Raw genomic sequence first — 21,226 nt, forward strand, 5'->3', positions numbered from 1 at the left:
GCGCTGAAGGTCTTGTGATCGAGCCAGTATTGATACCACCGCTCCTCAACTTCAGCGAACTCGTAGGCTTTGGGCAGGTCGTATTTGGCGGCGGACGGCGTGTTTGTATCGTTCATGGCAGCGGAAAAGGGATAACTTTGTTGAAGGAAAGGATGTTGAAAATTGAGATGCTATAGCCGCAGCACAATAAATTGACTGCAAGCATGGTTGCTGAAAAATCTCATCGGTTGAACAGCCGAGTTTTTTTCTGAGCACCTTCGCTTGCGCCCATTTATGCTCTATGGGGTTAACATCAGGAGAATATGGCGGAAGATGCCTCAACGAGGCAGCCGGCAGCTTGAGCCGCCTCCTGAATTCTCTCAGATTTATGGAACGAGGCGTTGTCCATGACAGCAGCAGCTCCGTTTGGAAGCGCAGGCAGAATATCCTGCTGCGGCCATGCTTCAAAAACATCTGTATTGACGGAGCCGTCAAAGAGAGCTGGGGTCAGCATCTTGTCTTCGGTCAATGCGCCAGCAACATCAGTCCGCCGTTTCGACATTGAGTCATGCTTTCCAAAGCATGTCACTCCTGCCGACGCATAACTGAATATTCCTGGCATGTCTTCTGGAAAAGCAAATTTCATCAATATAAATTGAAAGGAATACGCATCAATTCATAGACGATGACCTTCTTTTTGAAAATTCGTCGTGCCTCCTCATCAGCTTTCGGATGGAAAAAAGTTTTTTCCCGGCTGATCTTCAGCCGCTTCAATGCCTCGCATATGCCGCGCTGACTGCATCCAAACCGCTCCGCACGCTCATGCTGAAAGGCGTCAGGATGCTGCTCCACATCACTGACGAGACGCTCGGCAGCAATCTTTGTCGCGGGTTTGCTCCTTGTCAGGCATGGTTCAAGCCGCTTCGCCCAGCGGCTCACGCTTGATTTGCTGACTCCGAAACGCGGAGCCGTCTCTTCAAAGCTCAGGCCGTCCCGGTCTTTGATCTCCAAAACCTTCCGACGAAAATCTATTGAGCAGGCCATACGCACAGTGTAGTCATTTTATACTGCTTTAACTATAGTTCACTACCCCTCGAAGGACTGCTACGATCTTTCAGCTCTGAACTCCTCCCAACACCGCCGCCGCGCACAAACTGAGCTTATGCAGAGGATTCCGGGCAGAACGGCCCGCAGGCCGGACTATACTTCCTCCGCCAGATGAGTGATCGTGCTCATATTTCACAGGGTTTGAAAAAAATCGTTGTTTTCTCAGCCTTTTTACTCCGGCATTCAAACGCTGTCTAGAAAAGTGATGGATGGCAAGGGAGGCGGACAGAAGATGCTGAAATATGAGCAAAAAATCACCGTTTGTCATTTTGTTGATCAACAGCATGTTTTTCCTTGTAAAAAAATGTCATTTCATGGTACAAGAGGAAGATAGGCAGCAACCCGCTGTCCGCGCCCGTTGGACTCGTCGTGAAAAAATCCATTATTCCGCAGGATATCCTGACGGCAGGGCACCTTTAATCCGCTTTGGAGCGTTCGGTCTTATGAAGAAAACCAAAAAAGTCATTTCATATATCATGCTGCTGGTGCCGTTTTCCCTGCCTGCGGGCTGTTCGCCGGTCAGCACTGCTGGGGTGCAGGGAGCCGCTGATCAAAAAAAAGCGCAGGCAGACAACGAAGCGGAACAGCTACGGCTGATTGTGGAACGCTATTTCGAACACCAAGAGCAAGAGAAACAGGCGGCCCTGCCGCAACCCGCTGTTCAGCCGCAGCAGCAGGCCCAAGCCGCTGCGCCGCAGAAAATCGCAGCGGCAGCTCAGGATGATGCAGCAGAGCCGGAGCCAACTCTGGTCGGATCGGAAGAAGACTTGAAGGAAGAGCTGGATGAGCTGAAAAAAACCGGTGACTGGAAGGCTGAGGGCATGGACGGCAGCAAGATTCAATGCCAGCTCCCTTCAAGCAAAACAGCGGTTGTTGACAGCCCGGACAGACCGGCGGTGCCGTTAGTTGACGCGCCGCTGCCCCAGCCCGTCGAGACCTTTGGAGCGGTCACAGGCAAAACGGCGCGTGGCGGCGCATCCTGTTTTCCGGTGGTGCTCAATCGGCAAGTGCAGTTTTACCTGAACCTTTTCCAAGGCAAACAGCGGAAGAATTTCACGCACTGGCTGGAGCGAGCCTCCTTGTATATGCCGCTGATCAGCAGTGAGCTGGAAAAGGCCAAGCTGCCCCAAGAACTCGCCTATCTGGCCATGATAGAGTCCGGCTTCAATCCTGTCGCTTATTCTCCCTCCCAAGCTGGCGGCTTGTGGCAGTTCATCCCCAGCACCGCCCGCAATTTTGGCCTGCGGGTGGATGATTCGGTTGATGAGCGGCGCGACCCGGAGAAATCCACCAAGGCTGCTGTCAATTATCTTCAGGCCTTGTACAAGCAGTTTGGCGACTGGCATTTGAGCGTGGCAGCCTACAATGCCGGAGAAGGTGCGCTGGATCGCGGCCTGAAACGGCATAAGGTGCGGAATTTTTGGGACTTGGCTCAAGAAGATTATCTGCGTTTGGAGACCAAACGCTACGTGCCTCAGCTAATCGCCGCAGTCTTGATCGCGCGCGACCCTGAACAATATGGCTTCAGCGGCATCAGACAGCTGCGGCCTGTTCCCTATGAGTTCGTGCGGGTTCCGGCTGGTACCACACTGAAGACCGTGGCCGCCAGTGCCGCTATGGGCGTAGAGCAGCTTCGCAGCCTTAACAGAGATTTGCTCAAAGACGAAGTGCCAAGCGGGAAAAAAGGCGGCTGGCTGCTCAAAGTGCCTGCTGGCCGCAGTGCGCTGGTGGCTGCCAATTTGCCGAAAGCAGTGCAAGTTGCTGCCGCGTCTGGTTCTGACTACACCAGCCATAAAGTGGCCAAGAACGAAACCCTTCAGCAGATCAGCAAGAAATACGGCATCAGCATGACCGCCTTGCTCAAGGTCAACAATGTCCGGGCAGCCGCCCTGAAGGCCGGGCAGACCTTGCGCATTCCTGTAGCTTCCGGCAGCAGCGAGGAGCTTGCGCTGGTGAAGCGCAGCGAACAACCGGCGCTCGCTGCGGCAGAGGTGCAAGCACCGGCGGAAAAGGTTGCACATAAGCTGAAGAAAGGGGAAACCCTGTCAGAAGTGGCGGAAAAATACGACGTGTCGTTGACTGCGCTGATGCAATGGAACGGCATCAGCAAGGCGGCGAACGTGAAGGCTGGACAGGAGCTGGTTGTCCATTCTCAGCAAAACCAGGAGACAGCGCAGGCTGCTGCCGAGACGGCTCTTCAGCAGGAAGCTGCCACGCTGCCGACAGCAGGCATTGTCGAGCTGACGGCGGTCAATATCAAGCAGAAGCCCAGCGCGGCGGAAACATGGCAGCATCCTGTCCCGGAGAAAAAACAAGCTGAAGCTGTGACTGTGCTGTCTGCTGGCAGCAAAAAAGTGAAAGCGGGCGGCAAAGAGGCTGCCGTCAGCTACTACAAGGTGCGCAGCGGCGACTCGCTCTGGTCCATCTCCAAAAAACTCCAGATTTCCGCCAAGGAAATCAAAAACTGGAACAGCTTGGGCGAAAAAGAGGCGCTTCGGCCCGGTCTCACCCTTATGATCAAAAACGGCTGAACAGCCGCTCGTTGTTGAGCAGCAGGGCAGCGGCCTGTCCCGCCCTGCTGCACGCCTCCCGCAGCCGCCAATTTTTTTTATCCGGTTCTCCGGCGATGTTGCTGATGCAGCGCAGTTCCAACAGCGGCAGCTGGAAGGCTTCGCATACTCGTGCCGCCGCCGCACCTTCCATATTTTCGCACAAGCCGTGCAGCTCATTGCCCAGCCATTGCGCCCGCGCTGCGGTGCCGCTGGCGCAGCTCACGGTGACAAAGGTTCCTTGGTGGCAGCGTATGCCTGCTTCTGCAAGATGCCGCGCTGCTGCCGAGCACAATTCGGCATCCAGCATGAAGCTGTCGCGCACAGCCAAGCCCCGTTCGGCAAAGCGTTCTATCCGTTCCGGCAGCAGCACGCCGAAATCGCCGAGAATTTCCCGGTCAGCCAGGCAAATGTCAAGCAGATTGGCTGGGCTGGCAGGAAAGGCTCCAGCGATGCCAAAATTCAGCACAGCCCGGATTTGCCCCGCATGACGGCAGAGGAACGCGGTCAGGGCAAAGGCGGTTTCCGTCGGCCCAATACCGGTGATCAAACGGTGAACTGGAACAGCAAGGCCGCCTGCTTCGTCCAGGGCCTGCATTTCAAAGGCAGTCGCCGCTGTCACAAGGACTGTCATCGCGCCCTCCGGCTTGCAAAGAATAGGCTATGCGCGCCTTTCTGTCTCAGGGTATAATGCACAGAGGAAGTATGTTCCGGCAGCACAGAGCTGTTTGCCAATTTCATCACCATAAGGAGGCCGGTCATGATCTTTTCCCGCAGTGAAGCAGCGGCACGCAAAGGGCAGTTCCTGTTTGCGTTGATAGCAGGTATTTCCTTTTTCATTGGAACAATAGGCAGCGCGGCTGCCGGATACGGCCCAGTCAGAGAAGGCGGCGGCACGTGGGGATCCATTCTTGAAATGTCGGCGGAATTGCTTGGCCCGACCGTCCGTTTCACCGTCCGCAAGAAAGACGGCTTGCCCTTCAACAGCGAAAGCAGCGTCTCCATCCGCACCGGCAGCTACAGCGGCCCGCTGGCCGCCTCGGAAATCGTTCAGCTCGGCAGCAGTTCAGCCCGCCTGTCAGTCCGGCTGGACAACATCAGGCAAGGGCAGGACTGCTATGCCTATCTGTTCAACAGCTACGGCTATGCGTGGGTCGGCCCGCTGAAAATCGCTGGAGCCGAAGCGGCGGAGCTGCCGCAGCAAATTTACATGCCGGTTCAGGAGGAGCAGGACGTGGCACGCTTCTCCGCCTATGAAAACAGTGTCGGTTTGGAACGGCCCCGGCTGGACCGCGTGCCTGCCGCTGCCGTAGTCGGCGAGGAGCTGCTCGTCGCTGTGACCACAGGCCGCTGCCGTGACTGGATGCAGCTGCAATGCTTTGCTGAAGATGAAAATCAGCAGCATAGCAATTATTATGACTCTGACCGGCTGACTTCTGACCGCACTGTGATGATCCCGTTCACCTTCACCAAACCGGGCACGCAAACCATCTTCTGCAAGGCGAGAAGCCGCTGCTGCTCCAGTCCGTGGGCCAGCCGCACCATCCGAGTGGCCGAACGGCCCAACCGGGCACCCAGCCCGCCGCAGATCAGCTCCAATCCGGCTGAAGTCCGGGTGAATGTTCCTGCATATATCCCGGTGCTGTCCGGCGCAGACCCTGACGGCGATCAGGTCAAGGTGAAGTGCTGGACCAGCGATGCGAGCCGCGAGCAGTCAATTTCCGGCTGGCTGAATGAGCAGCGGTCGGTTGACGCTGTGTTCACCTTTGTTTCACCCGGCAGCAAAACCATCTCCTGTATCACAGTTGACCGGAACAAAGCGAAAAGTCTGGTTGCCGAACGGACCATCACCGTGCTGGCCGAGCCAGTGCCGCTTGCAGGGCGCAGCAGCAGCCAAGCTGGAACCAAGATCAACATCTCGGTGATGACGAACGCCGACGGCACAGCGGACAGCCGAGTCAGTGTTGAAAGCAGCCGGAGCGAGGAATGCGAGCCGTTCTGCGGCGGCGAGATCAGCTACGACAAGCCGTATCTGCCAAGCGATGTCGGCCCGGCGGACGGCCAGACAGTCTATGAAGAAGGCGGCGGCTATATCATTCCCGCGCCTTGACCTGTTCGCAAGCTGCCGGACGCGCTGTGTTGTCCGGCAGCCTTTCCCTCCAACGCATTGCTTCCCGCTTCATGACAGAACATGAACTCCAGCCGGAATACCGGCTGGCTTCTTACGACTATTTTCTGCCCGAAGAGCTGATCGCCCAGCAGCCTGCTGACCGGCGCGAGGCAGCCCGTTTGCTGGTGCTGGACTGCGTTGCAGGCGCAACCGCGCACCGCCATGTTACAGAAATCGGTCAGCTTTTCCGGCCCGGCGATCTGCTGGTGCTGAACAACACCAAGGTGTTCCCGGCCCGGCTGCTCGGCAGCAAGGCCAGCGGCGGTCGAGTCGAGCTGCTGCTGCTCCATTATCCTGAAACGCGGCAGGCAGGCGAAGCAGCGGCTTTGGCCCTGCTCCGCAGCTCGAAGCGGCCCAAGCCCGGCAGCCTGCTCCATTTTGCTGACGACTTGCAGGCGAGGGTTGAGGAGCTGCTGCCAGACGGCAAAGTCCGCGCTACTTTGCTCTATCCCCCTGAAGCGAAACTGGTCCTTCTGCTGGAGCGGCATGGCCAGCTGCCGCTGCCGCCTTACATCCGCAGGCCGGAGGGCAGCACGCCTGCTGACGCGCTCCGCTATCAGACTGAATACGCCAAGCATGTCGGCTCAGTGGCCGCGCCGACCGCCGGTCTGCATTTCAGCCGCAGCCTGCTGGCCGAGTTAGAGGCGCAGGGTGTGCGGCAGGCCGCAGTCACTTTGCATGTCGGCTACGGCACTTTTGCCCCGGTGCGCTGCGAGGATATCCGCCAGCACGAGCTGCATAAAGAATTTGTCCACGTTCCGCCCGAAACGGCTGAGGCGGTGAATGCAACGCGGGCTGCTGGCGGGAGAATCTGGGCGGTCGGCACCACCACGGCAAGAACACTGGAATTTGCGGCAGCACGAACTGGCCGCGTCGAGCCGCTGGCGGGCCTTTGCGGTCTCTACATATATCCGGGCTGGCAGTTCAAGGCCGTTGACAATTTGATCACCAACTTCCATCTGCCGCAGTCCTCGCTGCTCTTCCTCGTCTCCGCGCTGGCCGGACGCGGGCGGCTGCTGGCCGCCTACGCTGAGGCTGTCGCGCAGAGATATCGTTTTTTCAGTTACGGCGACGCAATGGCAGTCATCGCCAAACCGTAAGTATCAGGTGGTGTGATCCTCCTCCACGACCTGAAAGGTGACATCCCGACAGAATTCGCAGCTTACCAGCAGCGGGTCTTCGGCCTGATAAATCAGGGCGGTCTGGAGGAAAAGAAAGCTGTCGTACTGCATTTCCGTGAATTCCACGGCCATGTTTTCACTGCTGATCCAAACCACCTTGCCTTTGGCCTGAAAATCCACTGTCGGCCCGGAAGTTCCTGCCTGCCGCATTTCAATTTTGCAGCAATCGCCCAGCTCCTGCGCAAAATGCCCTCTGACGCAAATACCACCCAAGCTGAGGTTGCAGGTGCTCTGTTCATAGTGTGTCTCCCCGAAATCCAAGAGCACATCCTGCTCAAAATTGATCCGGGTGAACCGGCGGATGCCTACGGTGTTTGCCATGTCCTTGCCCTGCTGAAGGATTGGTTGGAAGAACGCTGCGCCGCGCCGACAGCGGCGGAGCAGAGCCGTGTCAGATCAGCCGTGCTGCTGATGAAAGGCGGCATCAGGTAGATCAGTCTGCCAAAGGGCCGCAGCCACACGCCCTGCCCGATGAAGTATTCCTGCAAGGCGGCGGCGTTCACCGGCTGCCGCATTTCGATCACGCCGATTGCGCCCAGCACCCGCACATCGGCGACGCTGTCCAAGCTGCGGGCCGGTTCCAGCTCATGGCGGAGCTGCTGTTCAATCGCCGCCACCTTTTCCTGCCAGCCGCTTTCTGTCAGCAGCGTGACGGATGCCGCCGCCGCCGCGCAGGCCAGCGGATTGGCCATGAAAGTGGGGCCGTGCATGAACAGTCCCGGCCTGCCTTCGGAAATGGCGCGGGCGACGCGGTCAGCGCAGAGCGTGGCGGCCAAGGTCATGACCCCGCCGGTCAGGGCTTTGCCGATGCAGCAGATGTCCGGGCTGACTCCGGCGTGCTCGGCGGCGAACATTCTGCCGGTGCGGCCAAAGCCGGTGGCAATCTCATCAAAAATCAGCAGCACGCCAAACTGGTCGCAGAGCTGGCGCAGCTCGCGCAGGTACTGAGGATGATAGAACCACATCCCGCCTGCGCCTTGAAAAATCGGCTCAATGATCACCGCCGCGACTTCATCGCGATGCTGTTCCAAGAGCGCGGCCAGCCCGGCGATGGCCTCCGGCTGCCAGTCGTCCTCAAAGCGGCATTGCGGGCGCGGCGCAAAGAGCTGCGGCGGCAGAACGCGGCTGAAAAGACTGTGCATTCCTTCCGGGTCGCAGACCGACATGGCAAGGAAGGTGTCGCCGTGATAGCCGCCGCGCACGGTGAGGAAGCGGCATTTTTCCGGCAGCCCCTGCGCCTGCTGATATTGCAGGGCCATTTTCATCGCTGCTTCCACGGCCACTGAGCCGGAATCGCAATAAAAAATCTTGTCGAGTCCGGCAGGCGCCAAATCCAGCAGCAGGCGGCCCAGCGCGACCGCAGGCTCGTGGGTCAGGCCGCCGAACATGACATGCGCCATTTTCTCCGCCTGAGCGCGGACAGCAGCGATAATCGCTGGATGGCTGTGGCCGTGCGCCGCTGTCCACCACGAAGAGATGCCGTCAATCAGCTCGCGCCCGTCGCGCAGCCGGATGCGCGTTCCGCTGGCCGATTCCGCCAGCTGTGCGGGAAGCGGCGCGGTCATGGAGGTGTAGGGATGCCAGAGATGCTGGCGGTCAAAAGCGGCTGAATCGGCGGTCATGGCTGAATGCGCGGCGGGCTGATTGTCATCAGCACAGCATAACTCCTGCAAGAACAATGCGCAAGAGGCGGCGTTGCTCTCAGGCCAACCACGCCGGTTTTGCTGCAAAAAGAAAGGCCGCTTTCCCGGAGGAAAACGGCCTGCATGATGCAGTTCTGGGGAAGGAATTATCGCTGGCCGCCGGTCGGGGCAGCGGCCCCGGCGTGAGCTGCGGCCTGCGCCTCAAGCAGTTTTTTCAGTTTGCCCAGTTCCGCCATTTCTTCTGCTTTCAGAGGATCGGGGGAAGGACAGCGTTTGTCCGTTTTTTGCAGGGCGGTGGTGAGCACTGCGCTGTTGATGCCGCCTGGGAAATTGATCGGCGGGCAGCCATGGCCTTTCTCGCAGACCATGTCCCATTTGGGGGCCGCCTGGCTGTGGCAGGAAACGCAGGTGCCGAACATGTTCCGCACTGTTTCAAAGCCGCGCTGTTTGATCTTGGCACCGTCGGCAGTCACATCCAGCATGAAGAACTCCCAGTCGTTGCTGGCAGGATTGGCTCCTTTCTCCCGCTTCACCATCACCTCGCCGGGGAAAAGCTGAAGCACTGAGCCTGGAGGATATGAACCGCCGTCTGCGGCATTGGCAACCGCCAGCGTTCCCTGCACATCGCCAAGCAGGTTGTCCACATACATGCTGCGCACCTTTTTCATCTCGTGCAGACAACGGAATGAGGCATCCGTGACTTCAACCTTCTTGTCTCCGGCCTCGGACAGCGGAGCAGCCTGAACATCTCCAGCCGCCGGATTGGCTGCCGCCGCTGCGGGATTTTCAGCGTTGCCTGCGCGACAGCCACCGCTGAACGCCAGCACCAAGACACTGAACAGGATTGCCTTTTTTGCACGCATCATCTTCTCCTCCTTTTTAGGTTTGCTCAGTCAGCGGCAAGCTCTTTGCCGGACACAATATTGACTGATACCCCACCACGTAGGATTCTGTCAAGCCCGGCAAGTGAAAAATATTTCTACAGCTCCGTCACCTCGTCAAACAGGCCGCTGTCCGCCTTGATCTTCTCGCCGCTGCCGATGGTCGCCCGGAAGGTCTTTGCTGTCAGCCGCTCGAAACGCGGGGCGAAATCGCGCAGCTCCTCGGCTTTGGCATCAATCGTCTGCTGGACAATCTGCTGCCGCTGCGCCAAGGTGATGCCGGTCAGATATGCGTCGCGGGCCTTCACGCCCTCAGCGGCAGGCGAGCGCAGCGGATCGAGCGTGCCGTAAGCCCCGATGATGAGCTGATCCAGCTTGGCCCGGCTGAGATCCAGGCCGTGCACCGCACTGGCGATGGCCTCATAAGCGGCATACGTTCTCGCCACATGCGGGTCGCGGTAGCTGATCACAGCGAAATTGCCGGACACCGGGTGGAACTGAACAAAGCAGCCGTAAGCCCCGCCCTGCTGGCGCACGGTGTTCCAGAGATAATCCCGCGAGAGCCAGGTTTTCAGCACCTCGAACGCGCCGCTGTGCTGGTTGAAGCCGTCAAAGAGGCTGCATCCTTGGGCGTTGTAAACCACATCGGCAGAAGTGACAAAGGCTTGGCGGGCAGCAAAGGCCGGGAAATCAAGCGCGGCTGGCGGCAATGCGTCTTTGCCCAAACTGCCGCGCACTGCTCCGGCATTGGCCTTGATTTTCTCAATATCCGCGCCGGAGCCGGTGACAGCGAGCAGCAGGCCCTTGGCTTGGAACACAGTCTGACGCAACTGCTCCAGCTTGGCAAGGAAAGCCTCCTCAAGTTCGTCGTAGCGGGCGGCCAAGTCTTTCAGCTGAAGATAGGCGGTGGCTCCGTTGACATGCTCGTTGACCAGCCCGGCCTGGCTGAGATGAGCGAAGACCCGCGAGGCGGCCAGCTGCCAGCCTTCGCTCTGCACCGCGTGCTCGGCCCAAGCGAATTCGCGCAGGACTATCTCCTTGATCCGCCGCCGGTTGCTCAAATCCAGCTCGGCGAACACCTCGCAGACCAGTTCCAAGGCTTTTGGCAGCGAGGCGGACAGAGCCTTGGTCTGGAACCAGAGCACAGGCCGCAGCGGTTCTGCGCCGCTGACATGGGTGTAGGTGGTGAAAGAGTGGCTGAGGCCGCCGGTATGAATATGGATGTCCTTGGCGAAACGGACATAATCGCGCTGTTTGGTGCCGATCTCGGTGGCGATGGTGCCGAACAAATCAAGCCAAGGCAGCAGCGCCGGCCCGACCGCCGCGCAGTCCAGACCAAACTGGACATAGGCGATGCCGCCGGTCTCCAGCTCGCTGCTGATACAGCCATCTTCCGCTTGGGCCTCGTGCAGTTTGGGCTTGCGCTCTAAATCCTGCCGGGACAGGCGCGGCAGCAGGGCAAGCTGCTCCTCGCTGTTCGGAGTTTGCTGAAGCCGCATCAGCTCCTGCGTTTTGGCGATCAGCTCTTCAATCTGCTCCGGGCTGAGGCTTTGCTCATATTCCGCCAGCCTGCGCTGCTCCTCCTGCATGACGCGGGCGGCCTTGTCCGGGTCTGGGCGCAGGGTGACAGCAGCAAAGGCGGGATTGTCTAAGAGCCGTTCTTTGATCAGCCGCTCAAAATATCTCTCCTCCAGTGCCTTGACGCGGAGGGCGGCGAACAGCTCCTCAATCCGTAAGGCGGCAAAGGGATCAGCACCGTGTTGAAGAGCAGGCAGGGCCTTGCCGATCAAGTCCAAGCCGCGTTGGGCTGCGGTCAATTCTTCGCGGACAGAAAACTCGTAGCTGTTCAGCTCGGCAAGGATGAGGTCGCGGTCAAGACCCTGCTCGGCCATGCGGGTCAGCACCTCGCGATAGAGAGCAAGAAAGCGGTCGCGCTTGTCCGCATCCGAGCCAACCAAGTAGGTCAGCATGACGGTTTGGAAGCAGTGGTCGGCAAGGAACATGCCGCCGAAGTCCTTGCACAGGCCAGCCTCCAGCACCGCCTTTTTCAGCGGCGAGGCATCGGAGTTATACAGTATGTTGGCGATGACCTGGAAAGCGGTGTTCAGCTCCTGATCAAGGATGGTGGCTACGGACGCGCCCACTGCCAGATACGTCTTTCCTTTCAAGCTGCCGCCTGGCTGCACCGCGTAGCTGTCGTCAATGAAGACTGGCTCTTTGATGCCCGGCCCTTGCATTGCTGCGGCCCGGCTGCCGCGTTCGGTGTAATGGCAGAGGAAGTTGTTCTGCACAGCGGCCAGCTCCTGCTCCAAGTCCGCGTCGCCGTAGAAGAAGAGCATTCCGTTCGAGGGATGATAATGCTTGGCGTGGAACTCGGCAAACTGCTCGTAGGTCAAATCAGGAATGCAGGCCGGGTCGCCGCCGGATTCGTGGGCGTAGGTGGACTCCGGCATCAGGCCGCTGAAGGTGTTGTGGAAAATGGCCCGGATGGGATCAGAGTACGCCCCCTTCATCTCATTCAGCACCACGCCTTGGAATTGCAGCGGCTCGTCCTTGCTTTCCTTGTGATAATGCCAGCCCTCCTGCTCAAAGGTGCTGCGCTGCATGAGCGGATTCAGCGCAACATCGCAATAAACATCCATGATGCTGAAATACTCGGCCAGATTGCGCGTGGCGAACGGATACCAGGTCACATCCGCGCCGGTCATGGCGTTGAGGAATGTCATCAGTCCGCCCTTGTGGATCTCGCCGAAGACATCATGCACCGGATATTTCTTCGATCCCATCAGCACCGCGTGCTCAAGGATGTGAGCCACGCCGGTGGAGTCCTGCGGGATGGTCTGGAAGGCGAAGCAGAAGGTCTTGTTCGGGTCGCTGTTCTTGATCGCCAAGGCGGGTGTGCCGAGCAGCTCATGCTCGAACAGATAGACCTCGGAGCTGATGTCGGCGACATGCTCCTTGCGCCGGAGGATGAAACCGTGATGGACGGAGCCGATGGTGAAGTTGGTCATGAGGAATAGAAGGCTGCGGGTTTGAAGATGCCTCTTGCGCAAGTGGCAGGGGCGAAAATTTTTTCGCCCCTGCTACATCAAGTAGCTGCTCGACGCAGGGGCAGTTTGCAAAAGGTCTAAGGAAAAATCAAGGACTGTCCGGGCTATTTTCCTAAACTTTTCCATAGATATTTTTTCAAGAAGAAGCCTGTCTGCTATGCTCCATTCGGCATCAGCAATACACCTTCTTTCTGGATTTTCAATAAATTGACGTGAACACTCTTTACATAAAAACTTCTTTTTTCCATTTGCTATGGAACCATTCCTGACAATATTCAAAGAGTCGCATTTTTGACATTGCATTATTTTTTCTCCATACATAAAAAATAAATCTGCGCCTTGGGCCTTGGCCGAAGCTGGCGATGAGTATAGAGCCAAAGTTCGGAATTTTATTATTTTATAATAAATTCAATGTATTTTTAAGGGTATTCTGTTTTATCACTCATAATTCACCATTGCCAGAAAAAGGGCCGCAGTGAACTGCGACCCTTGTCCAGCACCCTGCATCTGTGAGGCGGAACTTACCTCAGGCTGGCCTCAGCAGACGGCTTGCTTTCGTTGGGCGGGCTGCTCTGGTCAAAGCTGTTGACCGAATAGAAGACTTTTGCGCCTTTCGGCGGGGGATTCTTGTCCTCAAACAGGTTGTACGGCACTTTGACCTCGCCGAGCAGCTCCGGCTGTCCTTCGCCGATACGGCGATAGATTTTATGCCCGGCCAAGTCCTTGTCCGCGCCCGCATCCCAGAAAATTTTGACTGCCAACGCAGTGCGGGCCGCCGTGACATTGCTTGGCACCTGTGGCGGAGTCCGGTCTGCTGGAGCCGCAGGGCTTACCGCTGCATTGTGCTTCGGCGCGGCGGAGGGCTTCTCCCAGCGGAAGGAGATCAGGTTGGAGTCTTCTGATTCGGACAGCCAGCTACTGCGGCTGCGCAGCTTGAAGAAGTAGATATAGCCGGGCCGCAGCGGGCTTTCCTCGTAACTGCCCTGCCTGCTGCCCTTGTTCGGCAGGCTGCCGCCCGCCACGCTGACAGGCGCGCCGAAAGGCACCGGGCAGCTCTCGCAGTAGGCATCCGCAGGCACTTCCGCCCGGTAGAGCTGGAAGCTGTCTATTTCAGCCAGCTTTTCGCCGCTCACAGTGCGGTCTGGGAACGTCCAGCGGAGCACCGCGCCGTTGCCGGTCAGCTCGTGGCTGAGATTGGTCACAGGCCGGGGAATCATGGCCGACGGGGCCACCGGCAGGGTCTTGTAGCCGCAGCCGCCGAGCAGCAGGCCGGACAAAACAGAAATTCGCAGCAGCAAAGGCAGTTTCATCATGCTATCCCCAGTTGTTGTTCCGCACGCGCAAGGGCTTCGGCAACTCTGACCCCGGCGGTGCCGCCTGTGGAGACCCGGCTGTTGACCGAGCCTTCCACGGAAAGGACTGCAAACACATCATCATCAATCCGCTCTGAGAACTGGCGCAGTTCGGCCAGACCCAGCTCAGTCAGCTCAATATCGCGCTCTTGGCAGAGGGCGACGATCTCGCCGACCACCCGGTGCGCCTGCCGGAAGGGCAGGTTCTTCTTCACCAAGTAATCAGCCAGGTCTGTTGCGGTCATGAAGCCGCCGTGCGTGGCCTCTTGCATCCGCCCGCCGTTGAAGCGGCTGTGCGCCAGCAGTTCGGCAGTGATGCTCAGGCTGGCCTTGACGGTGTCCAGCGCGTCAAAGAGCTGCTCTTTATCCTCCTGCATGTCCCGGTTGTAGGTCATGGGCAGGCCCTTCATGGTCATCAGCAAGGAGACCAGCGCACCTGCAACCCGGCCGCTCTTGCCCCGGATCAGCTCAGGGATGTCCGGGTTCTTCTTCTGCGGCATGATCGAGGAGCCGGTGCAGTACTGGTCGCCGATGCTGATGAAGCCGAACTCCTTTGAAGACCAGAGGACGAATTCTTCCGCCATCCTGCTGAGATGCAGCTGCGTCACGCTCAGGCAGAAGAGGAATTCCAAGGCAAAGTCGCGGTCAGCGGTGGTGTCCATTGAATTGGCCGTGACAGCCGGAAAGCCCAGTTCTTGAGCGACAAATTCCCGATCTATCGGCAGGCCGGTTCCCGCCAAAGCCGCCGCGCCGAGCGGCAGCAGGTTCAGCCGCTTGCAGCAGTCAGCCAGCCGCTCGCGGTCCCTGCCGAACATCTCGACATAAGCTAAAAGATGATGCGCCAGCAAGACCGGCTGCGCCCGCTGCATGTGGGTGTAGCCCGGCATGATCACGTCAAGATTGGCCCGCGCCTGCCGGACAAAGGCCCGCTGCACATCGGCAAGCAGCTTGTCCAGCTCCGCCGCTTCATCACGCAGGTAAAGGCGGATATCCAAGGCCACCTGATCGTTGCGGCTGCGGGCGGTGTGCAGCTTCTCGCCTGCCGCGCCGATCCGTTCAGTCAGGGCCTTCTCGATATTCATGTGAATATCTTCCAGCTCCACGCGGAACTGGAAGCGGCCTGCCTGAATATCCTGCTCGATTTCGCTCAGGCCCGCGATGATCGCATCACGCTCATCGCCGCTGATCAGCCCCTGCTTGGCCAGCATCTTGGCATGGGCCTTGGAACCCATGATGTCATGCCGGTAAAGCCGCCAGTCATAGCTGATTGATTCGGTGAAACTTTCCACTGAGGCGGCGGTCTGCGCGGCAAAACGCCCGCCCCAGAGCTTGCCGGAGCATTGCTGCTGCGGGCAATGTGTCTGATCAGCCATCGTGTTATTTCCGGTTCAGGGCCTGTATCTGAAGGCGCATGGAATTGAGCCGGATGAAGCCGCCCGCATCAGCCTGATTATAGACCTGATCCGCCTCAAAGGTGGCATGCGCCTCGGAATAGAGCGAATTGGCCGACTTGCGCCCGACCGGAATGCAGTTCCCTTTGTAGAGCTTCAGCCGCACCGTGCCGTTGACCGTGGCCTGGCTTGCATCCATCACGCCTTGCAGCAGCTTCATCTCCGGCGAGAACCAGAATCCATTGTAGATCAGCTTGGAGTATTCGGGCACGAGGCTGTCACGCAGACGCAGCACCTCGCGATCCAAGGTGATGGTCTCAAGGTCACGATGAGCGGCGCGAAGAATGGTGCCGCCAGGAGTCTCGTACACGCCGCGTGACTTGATGCCCACGAAACGGTTTTCCACCATGTCCAGACGGCCTATGCCGCTCGCGCCGCCCAGCTGGTTGAGCTTGGCCAGCAAGGCTGCTGGAGAAAGCCGCTCGCCGTCAATAGACACCGGATTGCCCTGCTCAAAATCCATCTCGATATAGGTGGGACGGTCAGGGGCATTTTCCGGGGAAACGGAGAGCTTGAACATGGATTCTTCCGGCTCGTTCCACGGGTCTTCAAGGATGCCGCCTTCAAAGCTGATGTGCAGGAGGTTCTCGTCCGAGCTGTACGGACTCTTTTTGGTGGTGGGAACAGGGATGCCGTGCTTCTCAGCGAACTCCATCAGCTTGGTGCGGGAGTTCAGCGTCCAAATACGCCACGGGGCGATAATCTTCAGCTTCGGATTGAGGGCGAGATAGGTCAGCTCGAAGCGCACCTGATCATTGCCCTTGCCGGTTGCGCCATGACTGACCGCGTCCGCGCCTTCCTCTTGCGCAATGCGCACCTGCTCTTTGGCGATCAGCGGACGGGCCAGCGAAGTGCCAAGCAAATAGGAGCCTTCATAGATGGCATTGGCGCGGAAGGCCGGGAAGATGTAGTCACGCGCGAACTCTTCGCGCAGGTCAGAGACGATCACCTTTTCCGCGCCGGTGGCCATGCCTTTTTTGCGCACTGCGTCCCAGTCTTCCTGCTGGCCTACGTCCGCTGAATAAGCGATGATCGGGCAGCCGTACTCCTCTGCCAGCCATTTGAGAATAACTGAGGTGTCCAAGCCGCCGGAATAGGCGAGCACGATTTTGTTTACGTTCATAATCTTGTTTTAATAAAGTAATCCGAAGAGGAATGCAGCATGGCCGGTTCGGCACTGTCAGCTAAGATGCTCAATCTTACCATGCCAGCAGCGGCGGCGCATGGGAAATGCAAGAATTTCAGATGATCATCGCAAGCGAAGGAGGATTGACGGTGAGCTTGCGGACTCTGTGGAGCAGATTAGACAGCAGGGCGGATTCTGTCAAGAAAAAACGAAGAATGCCGAACGGCTCAATCCGGCGAATATGAAATGAAGCAGCAAAATTTCTCTTGTTAAACAAGCTCTTCCTGCGCTTTAAAGCGGTAGCCGACCCCGCGCACGGTTTCAATGCAACTACCCAAGCTGCCGAGCTTCTTGCGCAAGCCGACAATCTGCACGTCCACCGCCCGGTCCGTGACATTCCAATCCTCACCGCGCACTGCCTCGACGATCTGATAGCGGCTGAAGACCCAGCCGGGCCGTTTGGTCAGACAGAGGAGAATGCCGAACTCTGTGGCGGTCAGGCGCACCAGCTCGCCCTTGACCGAAACTTCATGGCGGGAGCGGTCAATCCGCAGCTCGCCGACGGTGACAATATCCGCCTGCTCCTCCGCATCGCTGCTCTGTCCCCTCCGCCGCAGGGCAGCCCGAATGCGGGCGGTCAGCACACGCGGGCTGAAGGGTTTGGTGATGTAGTCGTCCGCGCCCAGCTCCAAGCCGACCACAATGTCGGTCTCCTCGCCTTTGGCTGTCAGCATGATGATCGGAAGCTGGGCTGTGGCCGCATCACGCCGCAGCCTGCGGCAAATTCCCAGCCCGTCCAAACCAGGCAGCATCAAATCCAGCAGGAGCAGGTCAAAATCAGTCTGGCGGACAGCGTTCAACGCTTCTTCGCCGGACATGGCGCAGCGCACCTGAAAACCTTCCTTGGTCAGATTGTAGCGGACTAATTCAAGAATATCCTCTGCATCCTCAACCAGCAGAATTTTTTCTTTCGCCATGAGATAAGATTGAAGAAACGGACGGGCAAGGCAGGATGCTGAAGATGCCGAGGAGCATCTTCAGCATGAAGGCGGGTAAATCAGAACTTGAAACGCGCACCGCTCATGACTACGACGATGTCGTCATAGTCTACGTTGGTGTTGTCTTCAAGCTGATAGTTCTTGTACGCTGCAAACAGCTCAGTGCTGTATGCAGACAGTTTCTGCACGAACTGAACACCGTATGCCGTGCCCTTCTCGTCCTTATTCTGCCGTTTGATGTTCTCATCCACACTGTAGTCCGCAGAAATCGCCGTGGAGCCAACAGAGAAGATATTGTTGCAGATGTATCCAACCTTGCCGTACATAAACTTGGGATCATCACCGCCAGCAGGCATTTTATCCAAGTCGCGGGAACCAGATGCGAAGGTCAGGTTCAGCCCCATCGGGAAAAGAACAGAGAGCGAGCCGTTGATTTGGCTGTACGGCTTGTCATCACCAAAATCGCCCCATGCCAGTGCGCCTTCCACCTTAGTTCCGGCAAGGTCGCCAGCATAAAGCAGGGCAGCGTCATTCATGCTCTTTTCGCCTGCCGCAGCGGCCAACGAAAATCCACCAAATTTGGGCGTGTCATACCGTACTCGGTTTTTCTTCGCCAGTCCGTCCATATTGTTGAAGACGCTGCCGACAGAAAGCCGATTGTCCACAATTTTGCCGTCCTTGTCCACAGTTGGATCAAGTGAGGCCGGGCCATTGAATTTTATTCCTCCGCCGACTTTGGCGACATCGGACAGACCAGCCAGCGATGTGCCGGACAGATCAACTTCAGAACTGTCCTCAGAGGCCATTTTCCCTTTGCCGATGGAAAATTTGCCGGTTTTTTTGCAGGCAAAATAAATATCCAGCAGCCGTTCCTCAAACTCGCCGGAAATGGTTTCTTGCTCCATCGAAACCAGATTCGATGGATTTGCCTGCCATTCCAGCTCAAAATTGCTGCCGATGGTCAACGACTCGGTTGCATCTATTTTGCCGTTCAGGCCAACTCTGCTGCTGGAATTATCGTTATCCACATGAAAAAACTTGCTGTCTTTGCCGTCGTCGGCATACATGACAGCCCGGTTGAGCTGGCCATACAGCTCGACATTCACTTTGTCAGTGCCGGATTTGATCTCCAGCGCAGACGCGCTGGCGGCGGCAAGCAGAACTGCGGCGGCGGTCAGGCTCAGTGCGCCTGCTGACGGCAGATTGGTACTCATGATTTCTCCCCTCTTGCGGAAATGAGTTGCGATGCGCATACGTGCCCTGCCGCATAATACCTCGCCGCCCCTGCTTTTGCGAGAAAAAACAGGAGCTGGCCGCCGCAAAGACGGTGAAATGGCGCACGGATGCCCTGCGCCTGCCTTCGCAGCAGCATCCCGCGCCGGAACAGCACTCAGAATTTAATCCGCGCCCCAGCCATAAGCATGGAAATGTCTTCGTAGGATGCGCCGGTTGTATCCTCCAGCTCATAGCTGCGCCAGGCGGCGTACAGCTCGGTGCCGTAATCAGAGAGTTTCTGCACGAGCTGCACACCAAAGGCGGTGCCTTCCTCTCCCTTGTCCTGATGTTTGACGTTCTCATACACGCCATAATCAAACGAGAACGCAGTGGAGCCATACGGCAGCAGATTCTCACACTTCCAGCCAATTTTTCCGTAGGTCATGACCGGGTCGTCGCCGCCGACAGGCATTTTGTTCAGGTCGCGGCTGCCGGAAGCGAGGGTGAGATTGAGGCCGAGATCAAACAGCACAGACAGCGAGCCGTCAATCTGGCTGTAGTCTTTGCCGCTGCCGGGATTGACAAATGCCAGCGCGCCCTGCACCTTGGTGCCGCTGAACTGGCCGGAATAGGTCAGCGTGGCATCAGCCATGTCTTTTTCTCCGGCGGAAAGGCCAAGCCCGAAACCGGCAAACTTGGGCGTGTCGTAGCGGACGCGGTTTCTCCGGCTCAGGCCGTCCATCTGGTCAAAAACATTGCTCACAGACAGCCGCTTGTCCACCACCTTGCCGTCCTTGTCCGTTGTCGGGCCAAGCGAGGCTGGGCCGTTGAATTTGAAACCGCCGCCGACATCGGCCACGCCGACATTGCCTGCCAGATCGGTGCCGGAGAGATCAACTTCAGCACTATCCTCGGAGGACATTTTGCCCCGGCCTAAGGAAAACGTGCCATACGACTTTGAGTCCGCGTAAATATCCAGCAGCCGCTCCTCAAATTTGCCGGAGATGCTCTCCTCTTCCATAGACACTTTGTCAGATGGATTCGACTGCCATTGCAGCTCAAAATTGCTGCCGACATTGATGGTCTCAGACACCTCAAGTTTGCCGTCCAATCCAATCCGGCTTTCCGAATTGGTGTTGTCCACATGAAAGACCTTGCTCTCCTTGCCATCATCAGCCAGCAGCACCGCTCTGGCTAAGTGGCCGTAAAGCTTGACCTGCACCTTGTCGTTGCCGGATTTGACTTCCAAAGCGGACGCGCCAGTGCAGGCGGCAAACAATGCAGTTCCGGCAATGCCGGTGACATACAGTTTCTTCATCTCTCTCTCCCTGAAATAGTAATCGCGTAGAACAGAAGCAATTCCCTGCCGCAGCACAACGCCGGAGTTTGCGCTGGTTGCCTTGCCGGACAGGGAACCGCCGTCTTTCAGAGAAAATACATCGGGAACATTCAGAAAATGTTAGGAGTCTGTACAAATTTGATCAGACCGGAACGGACGGCATTGTTTCGGACAAGATGAAAAAAGGTATCTTGCAAAAAAATATTCCAAGAAGTGTCAATCGTTGAACGTTTTTCGGCAAGGCCTGGCATTTACTTTTTAAATCAAAAAGTTGCAGAACGATGTCAGCGGCTTGTCAAAAGCAATGTTGGCGAAGCCCGGTGAAGGGGAACGAAAAAATTGCTGCGCTGCTTTTTTCTTTGACAAGCGCTACGAAAAAGACCGGCGGTGTGGTATCATATCTTCTGAACCTGCGCCGGACTGCTGTCAGCTCGGCGCAGGCTTGCATCGTAATCACTCTTCAACCCATGTTGCAGTACGGAGGATGTATCATGAAGTGCGCAGTAATTGGTTTCGCCGCCGCAGCTTTGCTGGTTTCCGGCACCGCTTTCGCCAGTGAGGAACTGGTCAAGAAGAACAACTGCATGATCTGCCATAAGGTGGAGGAAAAGGCGATGGGGCCAGCCTTCAAAGAGGTGGCCGCCAAGTACAAGAAGGACGCTGAAGGCGCGAAGAAGATTGAAGGCGTGCTCAAGAACGGCAGCAAGAACGCATGGGGCGAGAACTCCATGATGCCGCCGCAGCCCGCTGTAAGCGAGGCTGATGCCAAGGCCATCGCCACATGGATGCTCTCTTTGGCTAAAGAGGAAGCGGCTCCTGCTGCTGAGGCGAAACCTGAGGCAAAACCTGCCGAGGCTAAAGAAAAGGCAAAAGCTGCTGAGACCCATAAGGCGAAGCCTGCTCACGCTAAGGAGAAAACAGCTCACACTCCCAAGGAAAAGACTGCTCCGGCGAAAGAGAAAGCTGAAGAGAAGCCTGCTGCTGAGAAGAAGTAATTTTTCCATCTGATGTGCGCCGCAGGGGCACGATGCGCTGTGCCCCTGATCCTTTCTGTCCGTCCCTTCCGTCCGCCTCCGCCGCATAAAGAAATCTCTTGCCTGTTCAGGCGGAACATGTTTTCCTGTCATAAGGGACAGGACCGCCCTCCGCGCCTCCTTCTACTTTTCCGCAGCGGCGCAGCCGCCT

The 21,226-nt window shown here is 57.6% G+C and carries 19 protein-coding genes; 4 read left to right on the forward strand and 15 right to left on the reverse strand.

Features of this window, described 5'->3' with window-relative positions:
- Window positions 1-292: 292 nt before the first annotated feature.
- Both ACNKH6_RS01305 and ACNKH6_RS01310 read right to left on the reverse strand, forming a co-directional pair.
- A complete protein-coding gene (locus ACNKH6_RS01305) occupies window positions 293-625 on the reverse strand; it encodes a transposase (RefSeq protein WP_417913741.1) in 333 nt (110 codons plus the stop codon).
- Window positions 625-1,023, reverse strand: coding sequence for an IS630 transposase-related protein (locus ACNKH6_RS01310; RefSeq protein WP_417913742.1), 399 nt, complete (start codon window positions 1,021-1,023; stop codon window positions 625-627). Before ACNKH6_RS01310 ends, ACNKH6_RS01305 begins: the two co-directional genes overlap by 1 nt.
- Before the next feature lie 506 nt (window positions 1,024-1,529).
- Between ACNKH6_RS01310 and ACNKH6_RS01315 the strand changes: the two genes are divergently transcribed.
- Window positions 1,530-3,617, forward strand: a complete 2,088-nt coding sequence (locus ACNKH6_RS01315) for a LysM peptidoglycan-binding domain-containing protein (protein ID WP_417913743.1) — start codon at window positions 1,530-1,532, stop codon at window positions 3,615-3,617.
- Here ACNKH6_RS01315 and mqnB read toward each other — a convergent pair.
- On the reverse strand, window positions 3,604-4,269 hold the full coding sequence (gene mqnB, locus ACNKH6_RS01320) for a futalosine hydrolase (RefSeq protein WP_417913744.1): 666 nt from the start codon (window positions 4,267-4,269) through the stop codon (window positions 3,604-3,606). The two genes, ACNKH6_RS01315 and mqnB, sit on opposite strands and share 14 nt — an antisense overlap.
- Before the next feature lie 126 nt (window positions 4,270-4,395).
- Between mqnB and ACNKH6_RS01325 the strand changes: the two genes are divergently transcribed.
- Both ACNKH6_RS01325 and queA read left to right on the forward strand, forming a co-directional pair.
- A complete protein-coding gene (locus ACNKH6_RS01325) occupies window positions 4,396-5,745 on the forward strand; it encodes a hypothetical protein (protein WP_417913745.1) in 1,350 nt (449 codons plus the stop codon).
- Window positions 5,746-5,816: 71 nt separating this feature from the next.
- Window positions 5,817-6,905 (forward strand): tRNA preQ1(34) S-adenosylmethionine ribosyltransferase-isomerase QueA, encoded by a 1,089-nt coding sequence (queA, locus tag ACNKH6_RS01330; protein WP_417913746.1) that lies wholly within the window; start codon window positions 5,817-5,819, stop codon window positions 6,903-6,905.
- 3 nt (window positions 6,906-6,908) lie between these two features.
- Here the strand turns inward: queA and ACNKH6_RS01335 are convergent, their stop codons facing one another.
- The 12 genes from ACNKH6_RS01335 to ACNKH6_RS01390 all read right to left on the reverse strand — a co-directional run bounded on the left by ACNKH6_RS01335 (window position 6,909) and on the right by ACNKH6_RS01390 (window position 20,020).
- Window positions 6,909-7,307 carry a PilZ domain-containing protein gene (locus ACNKH6_RS01335; RefSeq protein WP_417913747.1) on the reverse strand — a complete coding sequence of 133 codons (399 nt, stop codon included), beginning with the start codon at window positions 7,305-7,307 and terminating at the stop codon, window positions 6,909-6,911.
- Window positions 7,292-8,608 carry an adenosylmethionine--8-amino-7-oxononanoate transaminase gene (bioA, locus tag ACNKH6_RS01340; RefSeq protein ID WP_417913748.1) on the reverse strand — a complete coding sequence of 439 codons (1,317 nt, stop codon included), beginning with the start codon at window positions 8,606-8,608 and terminating at the stop codon, window positions 7,292-7,294. Before bioA ends, ACNKH6_RS01335 begins: the two co-directional genes overlap by 16 nt.
- Window positions 8,609-8,775: 167 nt before the next feature.
- Window positions 8,776-9,495 (reverse strand): hypothetical protein, encoded by a 720-nt coding sequence (locus ACNKH6_RS01345; RefSeq protein ID WP_417913749.1) that lies wholly within the window; start codon window positions 9,493-9,495, stop codon window positions 8,776-8,778.
- A 113-nt stretch (window positions 9,496-9,608) separates the two neighbouring features.
- Window positions 9,609-12,521 (reverse strand): insulinase family protein, encoded by a 2,913-nt coding sequence (locus ACNKH6_RS01350; protein ID WP_417913750.1) that lies wholly within the window; start codon window positions 12,519-12,521, stop codon window positions 9,609-9,611.
- A gap of 72 nt (window positions 12,522-12,593) precedes the next feature.
- The gene (locus tag ACNKH6_RS01355; protein ID WP_417913751.1) at window positions 12,594-12,881 is read right to left on the reverse strand and encodes a transposase-like zinc-binding domain-containing protein; all 288 of its coding nucleotides are present in this window, start codon (window positions 12,879-12,881) and stop codon (window positions 12,594-12,596) included.
- A 200-nt stretch (window positions 12,882-13,081) separates the two neighbouring features.
- Window positions 13,082-13,873: a hypothetical protein gene (locus tag ACNKH6_RS01360; protein WP_417913752.1), complete on the reverse strand. Its 792-nt coding sequence runs from the start codon at window positions 13,871-13,873 to the stop codon at window positions 13,082-13,084.
- The gene (argH, locus tag ACNKH6_RS01365) at window positions 13,870-15,285 is read right to left on the reverse strand and encodes an argininosuccinate lyase (RefSeq protein ID WP_417913753.1); all 1,416 of its coding nucleotides are present in this window, start codon (window positions 15,283-15,285) and stop codon (window positions 13,870-13,872) included. The genes ACNKH6_RS01360 and argH overlap by 4 nt, the downstream gene beginning before the upstream one ends.
- Window positions 15,286-15,289: 4 nt before the next feature.
- A complete protein-coding gene (locus ACNKH6_RS01370) occupies window positions 15,290-16,486 on the reverse strand; it encodes an argininosuccinate synthase (protein ID WP_417913754.1) in 1,197 nt (398 codons plus the stop codon).
- 118 nt (window positions 16,487-16,604) lie between these two features.
- On the reverse strand, window positions 16,605-16,766 hold the full coding sequence (locus tag ACNKH6_RS01375; RefSeq protein ID WP_417913755.1) for a hypothetical protein: 162 nt from the start codon (window positions 16,764-16,766) through the stop codon (window positions 16,605-16,607).
- Window positions 16,759-17,466: a response regulator gene (locus ACNKH6_RS01380; RefSeq protein WP_417913756.1), complete on the reverse strand. Its 708-nt coding sequence runs from the start codon at window positions 17,464-17,466 to the stop codon at window positions 16,759-16,761. The genes ACNKH6_RS01375 and ACNKH6_RS01380 overlap by 8 nt, the downstream gene beginning before the upstream one ends.
- A gap of 80 nt (window positions 17,467-17,546) precedes the next feature.
- A complete protein-coding gene (locus ACNKH6_RS01385; protein WP_417913757.1) occupies window positions 17,547-18,701 on the reverse strand; it encodes a porin in 1,155 nt (384 codons plus the stop codon).
- A gap of 176 nt (window positions 18,702-18,877) precedes the next feature.
- Window positions 18,878-20,020 carry a porin gene (locus ACNKH6_RS01390; RefSeq protein ID WP_417913758.1) on the reverse strand — a complete coding sequence of 381 codons (1,143 nt, stop codon included), beginning with the start codon at window positions 20,018-20,020 and terminating at the stop codon, window positions 18,878-18,880.
- A gap of 512 nt (window positions 20,021-20,532) precedes the next feature.
- Between ACNKH6_RS01390 and ACNKH6_RS01395 the strand changes: the two genes are divergently transcribed.
- Window positions 20,533-21,036 (forward strand): c-type cytochrome, encoded by a 504-nt coding sequence (locus ACNKH6_RS01395; protein ID WP_417913759.1) that lies wholly within the window; start codon window positions 20,533-20,535, stop codon window positions 21,034-21,036.
- Window positions 21,037-21,226: the final 190 nt, after the last annotated feature.

Source organism: Candidatus Electronema sp. JM, from assembly GCF_048287415.1.
In the GTDB taxonomy this organism is placed as follows: Bacteria; Desulfobacterota; Desulfobulbia; order Desulfobulbales; family Desulfobulbaceae; genus Electronema.